This is a genomic window from Corallococcus macrosporus, assembly GCF_017302985.1.
Lineage (GTDB): Bacteria > Myxococcota > Myxococcia > Myxococcales > Myxococcaceae > Corallococcus > Corallococcus macrosporus_A.
The window spans coordinates 453,687-470,031 of record NZ_JAFIMU010000009.1; the positions used below are offsets into that span (position 1 = coordinate 453,687).

The 16,345-nt window shown below is 71.1% G+C and carries 14 protein-coding genes; 4 read left to right on the forward strand and 10 right to left on the reverse strand.

Annotated elements, in window-relative coordinates:
• Positions 1-31: 31 nt before the first annotated feature.
• The 4 genes from JYK02_RS29915 to JYK02_RS29930 form a co-directional block, all read right to left on the reverse strand.
• Positions 32-1,519, reverse strand: a complete 1,488-nt coding sequence (locus JYK02_RS29915; protein ID WP_207056102.1) for a phytoene desaturase family protein — start codon at positions 1,517-1,519, stop codon at positions 32-34.
• Positions 1,520-1,708: 189 nt separating this feature from the next.
• Positions 1,709-2,464, reverse strand: coding sequence for an energy transducer TonB (locus JYK02_RS29920; protein ID WP_207056103.1), 756 nt, complete (start codon positions 2,462-2,464; stop codon positions 1,709-1,711).
• A gap of 117 nt (positions 2,465-2,581) precedes the next feature.
• Positions 2,582-3,307: a response regulator transcription factor gene (locus JYK02_RS29925; protein WP_207056104.1), complete on the reverse strand. Its 726-nt coding sequence runs from the start codon at positions 3,305-3,307 to the stop codon at positions 2,582-2,584.
• Positions 3,304-5,133: a sensor histidine kinase gene (locus tag JYK02_RS29930; RefSeq protein WP_207056105.1), complete on the reverse strand. Its 1,830-nt coding sequence runs from the start codon at positions 5,131-5,133 to the stop codon at positions 3,304-3,306. The genes JYK02_RS29925 and JYK02_RS29930 overlap by 4 nt, the downstream gene beginning before the upstream one ends.
• Positions 5,134-5,249: 116 nt before the next feature.
• Here JYK02_RS29930 and JYK02_RS40555 point away from each other — a divergent pair, with 116 nt between their 5' ends.
• Positions 5,250-6,566, forward strand: coding sequence for a hypothetical protein (locus tag JYK02_RS40555; protein ID WP_277991455.1), 1,317 nt, complete (start codon positions 5,250-5,252; stop codon positions 6,564-6,566).
• Positions 6,567-6,591: 25 nt separating this feature from the next.
• On the opposite strand, the gene JYK02_RS29940 is transcribed toward JYK02_RS40555, so the two are convergent.
• Complete coding sequence (locus JYK02_RS29940) at positions 6,592-7,620, reverse strand: lipoate--protein ligase (protein WP_207056106.1); 1,029 nt, start codon at positions 7,618-7,620, stop codon at positions 6,592-6,594.
• 156 nt (positions 7,621-7,776) lie between these two features.
• Here JYK02_RS29940 and JYK02_RS29945 point away from each other — a divergent pair, with 156 nt between their 5' ends.
• Entirely contained in the window at positions 7,777-8,532 is a 756-nt protein-coding gene (locus tag JYK02_RS29945) for a pyridoxal-phosphate dependent enzyme (RefSeq protein ID WP_207056107.1), read from the forward strand.
• A 12-nt stretch (positions 8,533-8,544) separates the two neighbouring features.
• Here JYK02_RS29945 and JYK02_RS29950 read toward each other — a convergent pair whose 3' ends face one another.
• A complete protein-coding gene (locus JYK02_RS29950; RefSeq protein WP_207056108.1) occupies positions 8,545-9,330 on the reverse strand; it encodes a hypothetical protein in 786 nt (261 codons plus the stop codon).
• A 191-nt stretch (positions 9,331-9,521) separates the two neighbouring features.
• Here JYK02_RS29950 and JYK02_RS29955 point away from each other — a divergent pair, with 191 nt between their 5' ends.
• Positions 9,522-10,448: a lipase family alpha/beta hydrolase gene (locus tag JYK02_RS29955; protein WP_207056109.1), complete on the forward strand. Its 927-nt coding sequence runs from the start codon at positions 9,522-9,524 to the stop codon at positions 10,446-10,448.
• 20 nt (positions 10,449-10,468) lie between these two features.
• The gene (locus JYK02_RS29960; protein WP_207056110.1) at positions 10,469-11,518 is read left to right on the forward strand and encodes a lipase secretion chaperone; all 1,050 of its coding nucleotides are present in this window, start codon (positions 10,469-10,471) and stop codon (positions 11,516-11,518) included.
• Positions 11,519-11,525: 7 nt separating this feature from the next.
• On the opposite strand, the gene nadE is transcribed toward JYK02_RS29960, so the two are convergent.
• From nadE to JYK02_RS29980, 4 genes are read right to left on the reverse strand one after another with little or no spacing between them, the layout of a single operon-like run.
• On the reverse strand, positions 11,526-12,521 hold the full coding sequence (gene nadE, locus JYK02_RS29965; RefSeq protein ID WP_207056349.1) for an NAD(+) synthase: 996 nt from the start codon (positions 12,519-12,521) through the stop codon (positions 11,526-11,528).
• 2 nt (positions 12,522-12,523) lie between these two features.
• Positions 12,524-14,116 carry an AMP-binding protein gene (locus JYK02_RS29970; RefSeq protein ID WP_207056111.1) on the reverse strand — a complete coding sequence of 531 codons (1,593 nt, stop codon included), beginning with the start codon at positions 14,114-14,116 and terminating at the stop codon, positions 12,524-12,526.
• Positions 14,113-16,083, reverse strand: a complete 1,971-nt coding sequence (gene asnB / locus JYK02_RS29975) for an asparagine synthase (glutamine-hydrolyzing) (RefSeq protein WP_207056112.1) — start codon at positions 16,081-16,083, stop codon at positions 14,113-14,115. Before asnB ends, JYK02_RS29970 begins: the two co-directional genes overlap by 4 nt.
• A gap of 7 nt (positions 16,084-16,090) precedes the next feature.
• On the reverse strand, positions 16,091-16,339 hold the full coding sequence (locus tag JYK02_RS29980; protein ID WP_207056114.1) for an acyl carrier protein: 249 nt from the start codon (positions 16,337-16,339) through the stop codon (positions 16,091-16,093).
• Between the last annotated feature and the right edge of the window lie 6 nt (positions 16,340-16,345).

Below are 16,345 nucleotides of genomic sequence, written 5' to 3' on the forward strand. Positions count from 1 at the left end.
TGGATAACGGGTTGAGTTGTAACGCGATGATTCAGCGCGTCGCGGTGATGCTCGCGGCGGTGCGCACGCCGCCCACCGCGGTGGCCAGGGTGCTCTGGCCCGGGAACACGGAGTCCCCCACGAGCCACAGCCCGCGCTGAGCCTGGAAAGGTCCCAGGATGCGGTAGTTGTCCAGCCCCGCGCGCCGGGGCACGCCGCCCACCGCGCCCGCCTCGCGCAACGTGAAGCGCTGGAACGTGCGGGGCGAGCCCGTCATGGCGTGCACGACGTTGGCCGTCCACTCCGGAAGCAGCGCGTCCAGGTTCTCGCGCATCCGCGCATGGAGCCCGGTGAAGTACGCAGCCTGTTCCTCCGGCGTCATGCCCGCGAGCTTCTTCAAGGGCACGTGCGTGGACACCGTCACCGTGCGCTGGCCCGGCCGTGCACGCCCTTCATCCGCTGCTCCACTCACGGAGGCGAAGAGGTGGTTTCCCTCGATGAACGGCGCCTGCTCATCGCGCACCATGTCGAAGTGATGCGCGGCGCCGGAGTCGTCCTCTGGCGGACGCACCACCAGGTAAAGCATCGCCGCGCCCCAGCCGCCGTCCACGCGCTCCGCCAGCGCATCCAGCCTGGGCAGTTGTCCCACGCGCGCATCCAGCAGCGTGCGCAGTCCGTGAGGCAACACGTTGGCCACCACGTGCCGGGCGAGCAGCTCACCCCGGCGCGCCGTCACCTTCCAGCCTCCGTCCACGGGCGTCACCGCGCGCACCCGATTCGCCAGGAGCACGTCGCCGCCCCGGTCCGTGATGGCCTTCGTCAGCGCCGTCGCCAACTTGCCGATGCCGCCCCGGACATGGCCCGTGCCGCGCCAGTAGTAGTCCATCGCCGCGAACGCGAACGGGGTTTCCGCCTCCGCGGCGGAGCACTGCACGGTGATCTGACAGAGCGCATCCAGGTACGTGCGCAGCGGCGTGAAACCCTCCAGCCCGTGATGCGCGAGCACCGCGCCCAGGGGCCGGCCCAGCCACCGCATCAGCGGCGCGTAGGACCCCACGCGCCCCGCGTGCCGCAGCAGCGTCTTCAGGCTCAGCGGCGGCAACAGGTCCGGGTCATCGAACAGCGGCCACAGCGCACTGGCCACCTGGGCCTGCAACGCGAAGAAGCGCCGCACGCCCTGCACGGGCGCTCCAGGCAGCGCGCAGAACTCGGCGATGAGCCGCTCACGGTCGCGGTGCACCGGCAGCCGCATCCCCGGGGTCCGCAGCTCCACCAGGGGATCCAGCCAGTCCACCGTCACGTCCAGCGTGTGCTCGCGGATCCACCGGGTGAAGAGCTGGTGCTCACCGAAGCCGGAGAACAGCGTGGCGCCGGACTCGAAGCCGTAGCCGCCCCGGCGGAAGGTGCTCGCGCAACCCCCCGGGTAGTTGAGCCCTTCGCACAGCGCCACCCGAGCGCCCCGCCGGCACAGCTCCAATGCCGTGCCCAGGCCTCCGAAGCCCGCACCCACCACCACCGCGTCGTACCAGGTGTCCGCCATCGCGCTTGAAAAGGGACCGGCACCGGAAGCGGGCCGGGGGAGGCCCGCTCCTTCCGGTGCCGGTATCGCGCACATGGCCTGGCGCGACGGGACTTTCCTAACGGGCCCGCACTCCCGCCGCGATTCTTTTCCCTTCCCGAAGGGGCCGGGCGTCCGTGCGCTTCCACTGGCGGACACCCGGCCTCGCGACTACGGCATCTTCAGCTTGATGTTGAACGTGTACGACACGTTCACCGGGCGGCCCTGAAAGGTCAGCGGCTGGTACTCACGCGAATGGAGCGCGTCCAGCACCGCGTCATCCATGAACGGCAGGCCCTTGAGGATGCGGCAGTCGCGCACCCGGCCTTCCGTGGTGATGACGCACTTCGCGACGATGGTCCCCTCCACCCCCGCGCGCCGCGCTTCCAGCGTGTAGTCCAGATGGGCGCCGCTCAGCATCCGGGGCGGCGTCATCCCGCCCTGGAAGGGCAGCACCTCCGTGCCCGTGGGCGCGGTGTTGATCACCGGCACGCCCACCGCGCCGATGGGGCTGTCGCTGTCCGGATTTCCGTCCGGGTCGCCCACCGGTCCGGACTCGCCCGTGCCCGTCGCGTCCGTGGTGGCCGCCGCATCCGCGATCGTCGTCGGCTCCGGATCCGGCTTCGCCTCCGGCAGGTCCGTGGGCAGCGGCTTCGGGTGCAACGGGATGCGGTCCGTGCGCGGCTTGGGCTTCGGTGCCGGAGCGGGCGTGGCCGGCTTCGGCTGCGCGGTCTGCTTCACGCCCTTCCGGATGGCGGGCTGGCGGAAGACGATGGTCGGATCAGGCGGCTCGATGCTGTCGGGCACGCGGCCCGAGATGAAGAACACCAGACCCAGGAGTCCCGCGTGCACCGTCATGGACACCCACGCGCCCGTGCCGAACCGTCCCGAGCGCACTCCCCGCCGTTCGATGACCGACTCAAACATCTGACCCGCCTCCTGGTTGGGTCGGACGCTCCAGGCGTCCCGTCCCCACAAGATGCAAGGTACGAAGTCCCGTCAGCCGAAAGGCAGACAGCACTCCATGTGTCGGTCATGATTTCGTCATGACGGGCCGCCGCTCAGGACCTCCATGCGGTAGCCCACGCCGCGCAGCGTGTGGATGGTGAAGCCCGACGTGCTCGTCCACCCGAGCTTCTTCTTCAGGTTCGACACGAAGTTGTCCACCGTGCGCGGATCCACCACGACGTCGCGGCCCCACACCGCGTCCAGGATTTCGCCGCGCGGCAGCGCCCGGTCGCGGTGGCGCAGGAGGAACGCCAGCAGGTCGAACTCCGTGCGCGTCAGGTCCACCTCGCTGCCGTCCGCCCGCAGCACCGCGCGGCGGCCCAGGTCCAGCGTGAAGGTGCCAAAGGTCATCACCCGCGGCGGCGCCGTGCCCGCCCGGCGCACCAGCGCCTGCACGCGCGCGAGCAGCTCCCGCAGGCGGTAGGGCTTGGTGAGGTAGTCCTGCGCGCCGGCCTCGAAGCCGCGCACCAGGTCGTCCTCCAGCGAGCGCGCGGTGAGCATCAGCACCATGCTCTTCACCCCTTCGGCGCGCAGGCGGCGGCAGAAGCTGTAGCCGTCCTCTCCCGGCAGCATCACGTCCAGGATGAGCAGGTCGAACACCCGCGATTGCAGGTGCGGCGCGGCGTCCTTCGCGGACGGGGCGTCCGTCACGTCGTAGCCCTCGTCGCGCAGGTTGTCGCGCAGGCCCATGCGCAGGTTCGCGTCGTCCTCGACGATGAGGATGGTGGGGCGGGTGGAGGGGGGCGGCGTCTGCGTCGTCATCGGCGCGTCTCGGGAAAGGTCAGGGCGAAGGTCGTGCCTTCAGGGCCGGAGGAGGCCACCTGGATGCTGCCCTGGTGCAGGCCCATGATTCTGCGGCACAGCGCCAGCCCCAGGCCACTTCCATGCACCTCCGGCCCTGGAGTTGTCAGCCGGTAGAAGTCCTGGAACACGCGCTCCCATTCCTCCGGGGGGATGCCCACCCCGTTGTCGCTGAAGAGCACCGTGGCGCCAAAGCCCGGCTGGGGATAGGCGCGGATGGTCAACACCACGGGGCTTCGCTGGTTGTAGAGGCAGGCGTTGCGGCCCAGGTTGGCGAAGAGCATGCGGACGAGCGACGCGTCCGCGTCCAGCTCCACGTCGTCCACCTGTGAGCGGATCTCCACCGGCACGGTGACGGCGTCCTGCAGGTCCTCGCGCAGCGTGCCCACCGCCTCCTCCAGCCGCACGTGCGCGGGCCGCAGCGCCCAGCGCCCCTTGTCGATGCGGTTGAAGGACAGGATGTTCTCCACCAGGAAGTGCAGGCCCTCCGCCGCTCGCACGATGCGGGTGGGGTAGTCCCCGGCCTCCGGAATCTGGCCCAGCCGCCGCTCCAGCGTCTCCCCCAAGAGGCGGATGGACGCGAGCGGCGTGCGCAGCTCGTGCGACACGGTGGAGACGAAGTCGCTCTTGAGCTCCACGAAGCGGTACTTGCGCTGTTGGGCCACCACCGCCAGCGCCGCGATGGCCGACGCGAGCGCGCCGCACGCCGCGACGAGCAGCGTCTTCAGGCCGTAGCGGGCCTCGATGTCCGCCTCCGCCGCGGCCCAACCGGGTGTGGCCACCTCCAGGCCCGGGTGCTTCAGGGGCCGCGCCACGCCGCCGGGGCCCAGCCGCACCTGACCGTCCTTCGGGATGAGGTTGCGCCCCTGCAGCTCCTGGGTCAGCTCCGCGAGCAGCCCGGCCATGTCCACGGCCAGGCCGTGCACCTGCTCGGCCGCGGGCTCCACGTACCACTGCTCGGCCAGCAGCGTGGGGCCGTCCAGCGGCTCCGGCAGCACCAGCGCGCCCGCGCCGGCCTCCTGCACGCGGGCCACGAAGGCGTCGTGGGGCTCCACCAGCGCCTGGCTGAGCGCCACGATGCGCGCCTGGAGGAAGTCGAAGTCCGGCTGCGTGAGCTGGGGCCGGGCGCGCAGCAGGTTGCGCTGGAGGCCCGCGTCCCGCGCCATGCCGCCCAGCTCCTCCGGAAGGCCCTCGCGCACCAGCGCCCGGATGAGGGGCGGCGTGTCCCCGCCGCGCTGCAGGTACTCCACCATGATCAGCGTGAAGGGCAGCTCCTGATCCGGCGGCAGCGGGTGCGCCGCGTGATAGCGCAGGAGCGCCTCCACCGCGGCCTCCGTGCGCGCCTCGTTGCCGGAGACCAGGGCGGCCTCCGCCGCGCGCAGCCGCGCCAGCCGCTCCTGGAAGGGCGCCGGCACCGGGCCGTCCTCCAGCGCGTGCGACAAGAGCGTGTAGGTGGCCTGGGCGGGGGCGTCCGTGCCCTCGCGGGGCCAGTCCACGCGCGGCAGGAACTGGTGGCCGCGGAAGAGCAGGTAGTAGCCCTCCGCGGGCAGCAGCGGGTCCCCCACGGCCGAGTTGAGCTTGGGCAGGTGCGTCTTCATCCGCTGCGCGAGCGCGGTGCGCAGCGACTCCGCCGCCAACTGCTCCAGCGCGACCCGCCGCGAGCGCACCTGGGCCCGGGCGTCCTCACGCTCCTGCGTGAAGATGCGCTGGAGGCTCACCAGCCCCCATCCAAGGGCCAGCAGTCCACAGCCGAGGGCGAGCAATGTGGGGAGGAGTCGGCGCAGCATTCGCGTCCCGCTGGACTGTAGCAGTGTCGACAGGATTGCGGGCCTGCGGCCTCCAGGGTGAATAAAGTGGGGGTGGCCCACGTCCCCTCGGGGGTCTGGAGATCGGAGACGGAGTCATGGGTTCTCGATGGTGGATGGGTTTGATTGTCGGCCTGGCGACCCAGGGGGCGTTCGCGCAGACCTCGCCGGTGGCCGCGGATGACTGGGGCGATGACGCCTACGTCCAGGATTCCAACGCGGATGACTCCGGGCCCATCGCGCCCTCTCCGCCTCCCGACCTGCCCGCCGAGTCACCGACCCCCCGGCCCTATGCCGGCGCGGTGTGGACGTCCGGGCACTGGTACTGGGACGGCGACAACTGGCAGTTCAAGTCCGGCGGCTGGGTGGAGCGCATGCCCGGCTACCAGTACATCAACGGCTACTGGGCCCAGGACGGTGACGTCTGGCGCTGGGTGTCCGGCGGCTGGGCGCAGGAGGGCTCCACCGAGGTGGAGATCCCCATCGAGGTCGCCAGCGAGGACGTGACGGCGACGCGGGCGCCCCCGGCCCTGCGCGTGGAGACGCCGCCCCCCGCGCCGGCCGTGGGCTACACGTGGGCACCGGGCTACTGGTACTGGACCTCCAACGGCTACGAGTGGGTCTCCGGCACGTGGATGGAGCCGCCGCGTCCGGGCCTAGTGTTCGTGTCGCCGCACTGGGTGCGCCGCGGCCCGTCGTGGGTGTTCGTGGGCGGCGGCTGGGGCTGGAACGGCTCGGTGCGCGTCACCATCCCGGTGTACCGCCACGCGCACATCTCGTTCTCCTACGGCCGCCCGAACTACTTCCTGCGCTCGTGGTACCGCTACCCGGGCGTGTCGTGGCGCTACTACGGCTACGGGCACAGCCGCTACCGCCCGGGCTACCACTACTCCTCGCGTCCGGGCCCGTACCGGTACGGCCCGCGCATGCATGACGCGTCGCCCGGGCGCTACAACGGATCGTCCTACGGCGGCCGGGGCAACTCCAGCCGTCCCGGTCCCTACCGTCCGCAGGGCGGCGGCGGGGTCCACTCGTCGAACAACGGCAACGGTGGCAACAGCGGCGGCTGGGGCGGCACCCGGGGTTCGCCTCCGGGCGGGCGCGGCGGGTCCAGCGGTGGCTCCCATGAGTCCAGCGGAGGCTGGGGCGGCGGTTCCGGCGGCGGGCGTCCGTCGTCGGGTGGCGGCGGGCGGTCCTCGTCCAGCAGCGGCGGTTGGGGTGGCGGCAGCTCCGGCGGCGTCCATCAGACCAGCGGCGGCTCCAGCCGGGGCGGCAGCGGCAGCGGCGGTGGTGGCGGCTGGGGCGGCGGCTCCGGTCGCGGCGGCGGCTCGTCCCACGGCTCCAGCCGGGGTGGCGGGAACAGCGGCGGCGGCAATGGCGGCTGGGGCGGCGGCCACGGTGGTGGCCACCGCTGAATGAAGTGACGGCGGATGGGCCGGGTCAGACCTCGACCTGGCCCATCAGCCACGTCTCCAGCTCTCCCAGCTCGCGCTCCTGCGAGGGGTGACGGGCGCGGACCTCGGCCACGGCCTGCTGCATCCCGTCGCGGCTGTGGGGCTTGCCGGTGAGCGCCGTCTGCAGGTCCTGCACGAGGTCCGGGTAGAGCGCATCCGAGAAGACCTGCGCGCGGGTGACGTGTCCGTTCTCCGCGTCGAGGTGGACCTCGAAGAAGCCCCACGACAGGTACTCCACCATCTGGTGGCTGAAGCGGGGCGCGTTGCCGAAGCGCCAGTCCCACGACGCGTAGTGATCGAAGGTACGCTTGAGCGAGGGCTGGCTCTCCAGGAACGAGGGCTCCAGCAGCTCCGGCTCCGCGGTGCCGCCGTGGAAGTCGCAGAAGGCGCCAATCATCGCCTTCACCAGCGACTCATGGGAGACGTCCGGCTGGAGGTCGCGGATGTTCATCACCCGCGAGCGCACCGACGCGCTGCCCTTGGACTCCAGCTTCTTCGGGTGCGGCGTGAGGTAGTTGGCCAGCCGCGACAGGTTGGCGTGGATGAGGAACGTGCCGTGGTGGAAGGCGCGGTCCTTCGTCTCGCGGTATGCGCTGCCGGAAATCTTCCGGGGGCCGTCCTCCAGCGGAATCACCAGGTCGTTGCGCCCGGACGCCTGCGCCGTCACGCCCAGCCGCGACAGCGCGTCCAGCAGGATGGTGACGTTCGCCGTCTTGTTGTAGCCCTCCTTCGCGGACAGGAACGTGAAGCAGGTGTTGCCCAGGTCATGGAACACCGCGCCGCCGCCGCTGGTGCGCCGCGCGAGGAAGACCTTGTCCTCCTCCATGCGCGTGAGGTTGCACTCGGACCACGGGTTCTGGTTGCGCCCGATGACGACGGTGTTGTCGTTGCGCCAGAGGAAGAGCGTCTGGGTGCTCGGGTCCAGCTCGCGGAAGATCCAGTCCTCGGTCGCGAGGTTGAACCAGGGGTTGTAGGTCTCCGACAGGAGGATGCGGACGCGCGGGGCTTGAGACATGGCGCGGAGCATAACCGCCCGCCACGTCCTTGCAGTGCCTTGCGCCGTCCACCGGGGGACACCTGCCCGATCCCGGGGGTGATGGCATCCGGGCCAACCCACCGGAAGACTCCCGGCGTGTCGGGCGCGGAAGGACGTTCGCGCCAGGGGGCGACCATGCTTGGAGTGTTTTCCCTGTCCCGTCCGCGTGCGGGCGGACCGGTGGTGCTGTGGGGTGGGGCGCAGCCGTCAGGCAGCCTCAAGTACCTCACCTTCGCGCGCTACCTGGCCGCGATGCCGCCAGGCTCGCGCGGGCTGGTGGAGCTGTCCGGAGCCTCGAGCGCGCTGGCGCTGGACGTCCTGGGCCGCGAGCGCGGCCTGCCCACGGTGGCCGTGACGGACGCGGCGGGCGAGACATACCTGCGTGCCCACGGCTTCAAGGGGCAGGTGTGCCAGGCGGGCTCGATGGCGGACATGTTCCACCAGGCCATGTCGCTGGAGCGCGACGGCTGGTGCTGGCCTCGGCAGCTCACCAACCGCGCGCTGGTGTCGTGCGTGGAGTCCTGGGCGGCGGGCCTGCGCGCGCAGGTGCGGGAGCGCTTCCCGTCGGTGCGGCACGTGGTGTGCGGCTTCGGCACGGGCGCGACGTTGGTGGGCCTGATGCGCGTCTTCACGGCCGGCGGCTTCACCGTCACGGGCCTTCAGCCCGCGCTCGACAATCCGCTGCCCGGATGGCGCACGTGGGAGGCCCAGAACCTGGGGGCGGAGGACCTGTTCTTCGAACATCAGCCGCGCATCCCCCTGGCCACGGCCGCGCCCGCGCCGGACCCCTTCACCGCGCTGCTGGGGTGGGCCCGCGCGCAGCCGCATCCGGAGCGGGTGCTCGTCATCGCGCACAACGCGCGGGAACCGGCTCCCGCCCGCGCCGCCTGAAGCACCGCACGCCTACCGGTGCAGCGCTTCGAGCCGCGCCCGCACGGCGGCCACTCCGTCGCGCGGGAAGGCGGGCACGTGGGACAGCTCGCGCTCGGCGAGCCACAGGAGCGTGCGCGCCAGGGATGGTGAGTCGCCTTGCTGGGCTCGCGATAGCTCGCCGCCAGTCTCCGGATACACGCGCTCCACGCGCCGCACCGGATCCAACCCGTCCAGCAGCGACGCCCGCGGGGCGGGGACGTGGCGCGCGAGCAGCAGGCAGAACAGGCGCACCGCTTCGTCCAGCCGCGCGCGGCCACTGAGCCCCTCGCCGCGCGCGTGACGGCCCATGCCCACCAGCACCTGCGTGAGCCATTGCCCGAACAACCACGCGTCGTCCGGCGCCGTGCGCTGGAGCTCCAGGGTGGTGTCGCGTGCGCGCTCGTCCATGCGCTCCGTCACGCCGCCCTTGTCCAGCACCACGCGGTAGCGGTTGACGCGCGCGAACGACAGCTCCTCCAAATCGAACACCGCGAACTCCAGCAGGTGCCCGTCCCGGTACACGACCTTGAGGCCGTGCGCCGTCTCGCGGAACACCAGCGCCACGTCCTCCGCGCGAGGCAGCCAGCCGCGCTCCTGTCTCAATGTTTCAGCGTGTCCCGGCCATGCGACGACGAAGAAGTCATGGTCGCTGAAGTCATCCGGCGGGTAGTCGCGCGCGGCCATCGAGCCCAGCGCCACGAGCCCCCGGACACGGCCGTCCGCGTCCGCCCTGCGCGTCAACTCCGTGGTGAAGGCCTGATAGGCGGCGGTGTCCAAGGGCGTTCTCCTCTGGAAAGGGCCCGCATGCTGTCATTTCAACGCAGGGCGTTAAAGTCTGACGTGACCCGGAGCTGACATGCTTTTCAGTGAATCCTGAGGTTGGCTTGCTTTTTATCAGGGGCTCGCCATATGGGCTGATTCGCGGGTCAATCCCTTCGATGATCCGCACTCCCCCATCAGGAGCCTGTATGCGAAACGCCGTCCGGACCCTCGTTCTGACTGTCGCGGTTCTTGCCATCTGGGCGCAGCCTGCCCGCGCGGATACGTACACGCAGACGAAGTACCCCATCGTGCTGGCGCACGGCATGGCGGGTTTTGATTCGTTGTTCGGGGTGCTCGACTACTTCTACGGCATCGAGTCGTCGCTGAAGTCGGGCGGCGCGAAGGTCTACATCACGCACGTTCCGCAGTTCAATTCGACGGAGGCGCGCGGCGAGGCGCTGCTGGCGCAGGTGCAGGACGTGCTCGCGCGCTCGGGCGCGACGAAGGTGAACCTGATTGGCCACAGCCACGGCGGCCTGGACGTGCGCTACGTGGCGGCGGTGCGGCCGGACCTGGTGGCGTCCGTGACGACGGTGGGCTCGCCGCACAAGGGTGCGGACCTGGCGGACTACCTGCGCAACAACCTGAAGGGCGGCTCGTTCACGGAGGGCGTGCTGGCGTACTTCGCCAACAGCCTGGGCACCGTGCTGGGCCTGCTGTCCGGCCACACGCAGCCGCAGGACGCCATTGGCGCGCTGGCGGCGCTCTCCAAGACGGGCACCTCCGCGTTCACCGCGAAGTTCCCCGCGGGTGTCCCCACCACGTCCTGCGGCAGCGGCGCGGCGACGGGCGCCCAGGGCCAGCGCTACTACTCCTGGTCCGGCACGGATCCCTTCACCAACATCCTGGATGCGTCTGACTACGCGATGAAGCTGTCGTCCTTCTTCTACAGCGGGTCCAACGACGGCCTCGTGGGCCGCTGCAGCTCGCGCTTCGGCACGGTCATCCGCGACGACTACGACATGAACCACCTGGACGAGGTGAACCAGGTGCTGGGCCTCACCGCGTTCTTCACCAACCCGGTGTCCGTGTTCCGCACCCAGGCGAACCGCCTGAAGACCGCGGGCCTGTAATCCCGTTGGAGCGCCCCGCCATGAAGAGCCGCGCCGTCATTCTCGTGGTCGCGCTGTGCGCCCTCCTGGGTGCCGGCGTCTTCTCGTGGTGGAAGGTCCGGGCGGAGGACGCGCCCGGACCCGCTGGACCGCCGTCCGCAGTCCCCGTCGCGCGAGGCGCCGTGCCGCGCGCGGCGACCCCCGTCGTTCCCGGTGCCGCCGTGACGGCGACTCCGGCCCCCGATGCGCCGCTGCCGCCGATGCCGGGCTCGCTCCGGGACACGGAGGAGGACGGCGCCGTGCTCGTGGACGCGTCCGGGCACCTGGTGCCGAGCGCGGACCTGCGCCGCTTCTTCGACTACTACCTGTCCGCCACCGGCGAGGAGCCCGCGTCGCTCATCCGCGAGCGCATCCTCACGGCGCTGCGGGCGAAGAAGCTGCCCCCGGCCGCCATGGATGAAGCGGTGCAGGTGCTGGACGACTACCTGTCCTATCTGGAGGCCGCCCGGGGGCTGGCGTCGAAGGGCTCCGTTCCCACGGACACCGCCGAGCGCCTGGAGGCCCTGCGCAAGCTGCGCCGCGAGCACCTGGGCCCGGGCGCGGCCGACGGTCTCTTCGGGAAGGAGGAGGCGGTGGATGCCGTCGCCGTGGAGCGGCTGAAGCTGCAGCAGGACGCGTCGCTGACGAAGGAGGAGCGCGAGCGGCGCATGGCCGAGCTGGAGGAGCGGCTTCCTCCGGACGTGCGCGCCAGCCGTGAAGAGGCCGTGCGTCCGCTGCGGCAGCGGGCGGTGGAGCAGGAGCTGCTGGCGGCGGGGGCGACGGCGGAGGACCTGCACCAGCACCGGCTGTCCACCGTGGGGCCGGAAGCCACCGAGCGGCTGGAGGCGCTGGACGCGGAGCGCGCGCAGTGGAAGCAGCGGCTGGCGGACTTCCGCGCGAAGCGCGAGGCGCTGGCCCGCGGCGAGCCGGATCCGGCCCGGCGTCAGGCCGCGGTGCAGCGGCTCTTGTTCGACTCGTTCACCCCGGAGGAGCGCCTCCGGGTGGAGGCCGCGGACGCCATCGACGCGGCCTCCGGATCCGGAGGCGGGTGAGGCCACTTCAGGAGATCTTGAAGGGCCTCAGCTCGCTGACCTCTTCGAGCAGCAGCGGCTGCGCGTGGAGGTATGCCGTAGTGCGGCGCTTCTGGTCGATGTCGTCGTAGACGCGCTGGATCTGCTGCGGCGTGAGGCCCATCTCCGGGGAGACCTCCTCGGGTGTGATGCCGTGGTTCTTCGCCCAGAGGATGAGGTCCAGCTGCGAGTAGTGCACGGAGAAGTAGAAGTCCTCCTGCGACTGCTCCAGGCTGAACGTGTCCGTGGTGGGCTCGCGGTTGAGGATGCCGTCGATGACGCCCAGGTGCCGCGCGAGCTTGTACGTCTGCGTCTTGTAGAGGCTGGCGATGGGCTTCACGTCCGCGGAGCCGTCGCCCAGCTTCACGAAGAAGCCCTGGTCATACTCCAGGCGGTTGGGCGTGCCGGACGCGGCGAAGTTCAGCCGGTCCGCGTGGAAGTACTCCATCATCTTGCGCACGCGCTGCTTGAAGTTGGTGGCGGCGACGATCTGCACGTAGGCCTGGGGCGTGAGGCGGAAGCGCTGCTCCTGTCCGTCCACCTGCACCACCACGTAGAAGACGTTGAGGGCGTCCGTGTTGAGCCGGTCGCCGTGCATGACGATCTTCCACTTCATGTCCGGCTGGAACGCGGGGAACACGGAGCGCACGGCCGCGTCGCGCTGCGAATAGCACCCGGCGGCCTCCAGCACGGGCGCGATGTCGTGCAGCGTGTACTGGATGCCCAGCTTCTCGCAGAGCTCGCGGCCCAGCTTGGAGGACAGGCCGCTGGAGTCGCGCTCCGGCAAGAGCAGGCCGAAGACGCGGTCCGGACCCAGCGCCCGCACCGCCAGCGCGGCGACGCACGCGGAGTCGATGCCGCCGGAGACGGCGACCACCAGGCCGCGCTTGCGCAGCTTCTTGAGGACGGCCTCCTTGAGCCCGTCGGACAGCGACGCGGCCTTGGCCTCCCAGTCCAGTTCCAGCACCTGCTTGGAGAACTTCATCGTCACGGCGACCTCGATTCAGGGGAAGAGAGTGAAGACAGCACGCGCGTGCGCAGGTCGGCCTTGAGCACCTTGCCGGTGGGCCCGCGGGGGAGCGCTTCGGTGAACAGGACGTGGCGCGGCACCTTGTGGGCCGGCAGCGCTTCGCGGCAGAAGCGGCGCAGGTCGTCCTCCTGCGCGGTGGCGCCGGGCTGGAGGACCACGGCGGCGCACGCGGCCTCGCCGCCCAGGTCGTCCGGCACGCCCACCACGGCGACCTCCAGCACGGCCGGGTGCCGCGCGAGCACGTGCTCCATCTCCGCGGGGCTCACGCGGTGGCCGCCCACCTTGAGGATCTCCTTCGCTCGGCCGACGAGGAAGAAGAAGCCGTCCGCGTCGCGCCACGCGAGGTCGCCGGTCCAAAGCCAGCCGTCGTGGAGGATGGCGGAGGTGTCGTCGGGAGCGTTGAGGTAGCCGGGGGTGACGTTGGCGCCCTTCGCCACGAGCTGGCCCACTTCACCGTCAGGCAGCGGAGTGCCGTCGTCCGCGACCACGGCCAGCGTGACGCCGGGGATGCCCTGGCCGATGGAGCCGGCTTTGTCATTGGCGCGCGAGGGCGGCAGGTAGGAGAGCCGCGCGGTGGCCTCTGTCTGGCCATACATGACGAACAGCTCCGCGGGGTGGAAGGCCTCGCGCGTCCAGCGCACGGTGTCCGGAGACATGCCGCCGCCGGCCTGGGTGAGGTAGCGCAGCTTCAGCTTCGCGAGGGAGTCCGGGGCGGCCTGGCGGCGCAGCAGCTCGAAGGTGAGGGGCACGCCCGCGAAGCCGGTGCACGTCTCGGTGGCCATGGCCTCCAGCACGACCTGCGGGTACATGAAGCGCGGATCCAGGAACACGGATCCGCCCGCGAGCAGGTGCGTCTGGAGCACGCTCTTCCCGTAGCAGTAGTGCAGGGGAAGGATGAGCATGGCGCGGTCGCGCGGCGTGAGGCCCAGGTACTCCACGATGGAGCGCGTGTTCGCCGCGATGTTGGCGAACGTCTGCACGACGCCACGGGGCGTGCCCGTGCTGCCGGATGTGTAGACGATGGACGCGGGAGCCTCCGGAGGCAGGGAGGGCAGGGCGGCCAGCGGCTCGGAAGCAGCGTCCGGATCCACGGAGCCGTCCTCCTGGAGCCACGAGCACGAAGCCGGCTTCAGCAGCCCGAGCATGCGCTCCGGAGGACGGGAGCCATGCACGACGAAGAAGTGGGTGAGCTGAGAGCGGCCCGTCCAGCGACGCGCGTCCTGACCGAAGATGACCGCATGGCGGGCGCCCGTCTGCGCGAGGATGCTGGCCAGTGAGTCCGCACCCGTCTCGCGGTCCAGCTCCACGGCACAGGCTCCAAGAGCCTGCACCGCGAGCCCCGCGACGGCGGCCGCACAACCCAGGGGCAGGGCGATGAGAACGCGATCCCCGGGCTCCACACCTGAAGCCCGAAGCTGTCCCGCGAGTGCCCGCATCCGCGCTTCAAGCTGGGCATAGGTGAGCCGTGCCCAGGGAGAGTCCACCGCAGGAGCCTCCGGCGTCGCAGCCGCGTGAGCGCGAACCCACGAAGGCGCGGTGTCCGCGCTCACGCGGCCTCCAGTTGGACCGCGTCCACGTCCGCCTGTGGTACGGGCTTCGGCTTCAGGAAGTGGTGCGCCAACAACTGCGTGGACGCCACGGCGAACAGGGCCATGGTGTCCGCTTCGCTCTCCGCGGAGTTCGGCGCTCGCAGCTTCGCGACCAGCCGCTCCACCTTGCGCGCGTCGAAGACGCCCGTCGCGGAGACCGCCTCCGGCGCCAACAACTCGCGCGCCCAGGCCGGTGCATCCGGTCCCACCAGCGCTCCGGCGATGGGCGCGCGATAGGGGAACTTGCTGCGCTCCAGGATGGACGCCGGCACGCGGCCCTTGGAGAAGTGCTTCAGCAGGTGCTTCTCATCCAGCCCGCGCAGGCGCAGCCGCTCCGGCACCCTCGCGGCGAACTCCATCACGCCCGTGTCCAGGAACGGGAAACGCCCCTCGACGGCATTGCCCAGGAGCATGCGGTCGCCCTGCGCGGACAACAGGTAGCCGGACAGCAGCGTGCGCGCCTCCAGGTACTGCGCGCGCGCCAGCGGCCTCCACTTCGCCACCGCGTCCGGCACCGTCGCGAGCACCGACGCCACCGGGTCCTCGTCCGCCACCTTCGCGGCGAACTCCGGCGCGAGGAAGCGCAGGATGCGGCCGCTGTTGCCCCACCGCACCAGGTGCGAGAACCCCAGCGCGTCCGGCGTCTCCAGCCCCGTGCCGAAGAACTCGCGCAGCAGCTCCACGCTCTGCTGGCTCACCGACAGCGTCGGGTACAGCCGGCGCAGGAGCAGCGGCCGGTACTTCGACGCCGGCTGACGCGCCCAGAACTGGCGCACCTGCGTCTCCTTGAAGAGGTCGTAGCCGAGGAACATCTCGTCCGACCCTTCACCCGTCAGCACCACCTTGATGCCCTGGTCGCGCACCCACCCGGAGAGCCGCAGGAACGGCGCGGGCGCGGAGCGCATCATCGCCTGCTCCGCGTGGAAGATGACGCCCGGCACCAGCGCGCCAATGTCCCCGTCGCGCATCTCCACCACGCGGTGCTCGGTGCGCAGTTGCTCCGCCACCGTCGCCTGGTGCGTGCGCTCGTCGAACCGCGCGTGCGCGAAGCCCACGGAGAACGTCCGCAGCGTCCCGCCCAGTTGCTCCTGCGCCAGCGCGCACAGGAGGCTGGAGTCCAGTCCGCCCGACAGATACGCCGCCACCGGCACGTCCGCGCGCAGCCGCAGCCGCACCGCCCGGTCCAGCACCGCGCCCAGCTCCTCCAGCAGCCGGGGCGCGTCCGCCGCGTCCGGCGTCACCCCGAAGTCCAGGTCCCAGTAGCGCTGGAGCGTCATCACCCCGTCGCGCCACTTCGCCACGTGCGCGGGCGGCAAGAGCGACACGCCCTCGAAGGACGTGCGCGGCGCCACCGGCGCCCAGAGCTGGAACGTCTGCTTGAGCCCCCGCGCGTCCAGCGCGGGCGTCACCAGCCCCCCGGCGAAGAGCGCCTTGGCCTCCGACGCGAACGCCAGGTGGCCTCCCGGCAGGTGCGCGTAGAACAGCGGGCAGATGCCCACGCGGTCGCGCGACATCCACAGCGTGCGGTCGCGCGGATCCCACAGCGCGAACGCCCACTGGCCCTCGAAGCGGCGCACGCAGTCGATGCCCCACGTGAGGAACGCCGCGAGGATGACCTCCGTGTCGGAGCGCGTGCGGAAGGCATACGCCCCCGACAGCTGCTCGCGCAGCTCCACGTGGTTGAAGATCTCGCCGTTGAACACGACGGTGAGGCCGGTGGCCTCGTCGCGCATCGGCTGGTGGCCGGAGGCCAGGTCGACGATGGACAGGCGCGCGTGCCCCAGCGCGGCGCCGTCCAGCAGCAGGGCCCGCTGCGCGTCCGGGCCCCGGTGCTTGATGCTGGCGGTCATGCGGCGCAGCCGGTCCGCGTGAAGCGCCGGACCCGCGGCGTCACCCGCCGGGAAGGTGAACCCCGCGATGCCGCACATGGGCGTCTCAGCTCGCCTTCGCCAGCGACTGCTTACGGTCCACGAACGCCACCACGCGCGACAGCGAGTCCAGGTTCTCCGGCACCAGCTCCTTGTCGTCGAGCTTGATGCCGAACTCCGTCTCGATGAACGCCACCAGCTCCATCATGCCCGTGGAGTCGATGAGGCCCTTGCGCAGGAACGAGTCGTCGTCCGCGAAGTCGTCCACGAAGAAGGTGTCGACGATGAAGGTGCGAAGCGTGTCACGCGTGCTCATGGAAAG